Here is a 791-nt window from a genome sequence, read left to right on the forward strand (position 1 = left end):
TTTGCTACATATGTATTAACTGCTAGGTTGTAATTTTTTTCTTGTATCTCTTGAATATTTACAAGTCTTGAAAAATGATCTACATCTTTTTTAAATCTAACTGATTCAAGAATTCGATTTACATTTTGCTCACTTAATTTATTATCTTTGCCAATTTTAATAAACTCTTCGCTAGCATCTACAAATAAAATATTATTAGATTGTTTATTTTTTCTAAGAACCATAATAACTGTTGATATTGAGGTACCAAAAAATAAATCTGAAGGTAATTGAATAATTGAATCCACTCAATTTTTATCAACAATATACTTTCTAATTTTTTCTTCAGCACCTGTTCGATATAATGTTCCCGGAAATTCAACAATCGCTGCTGTTCCCTGAACAGATAATAAATGTAAAATGTGCATTACAAAGGCAAAATCTCCCTTTGATTTAGGTGCTAAAACTCCAGGACCTTTAAACCTATCATCATTTGTTAAAAGTCCATTAGCATTGCCGTCTCATTTTACAGAATATGGTGGATTCGAAACGATTGCCTCATAGTTAGAAGGTTTATTATGTGAAGCACTTGGATGCGTCAAGGTGTCGCCATATGTAAGGTTAAATTTTCCAAAATTTATGTCGTGCAAAAACATGTTTATTCTAGCTAAGTTATATGTTGTTAAGTTAATTTCTTGACCATCAAAACCACGCACATTTTCTTTACCAAGAATTTTTGCATATTTTAGTAATAAAGAACCCGAACCACAAGCAGGATCATAAACACGATCTATTTTTTTCTTATCAGGAAC

General features: G+C 30.3%; 1 protein-coding gene. It reads right to left on the reverse strand.

The genetic code is table 4. The features are described 5' to 3' along the window. On the reverse strand, positions 1-791 hold a 791-nt coding region (locus CJJ23_RS04955; protein ID WP_143823653.1), incomplete at both ends, for a type I restriction-modification system subunit M.

The organism is Mycoplasmopsis agassizii, from assembly GCF_002276225.1.
Lineage (GTDB): Bacteria > Bacillota_I > Bacilli_A > Mycoplasmatales > Metamycoplasmataceae > Mycoplasmopsis_B > Mycoplasmopsis_B agassizii_A.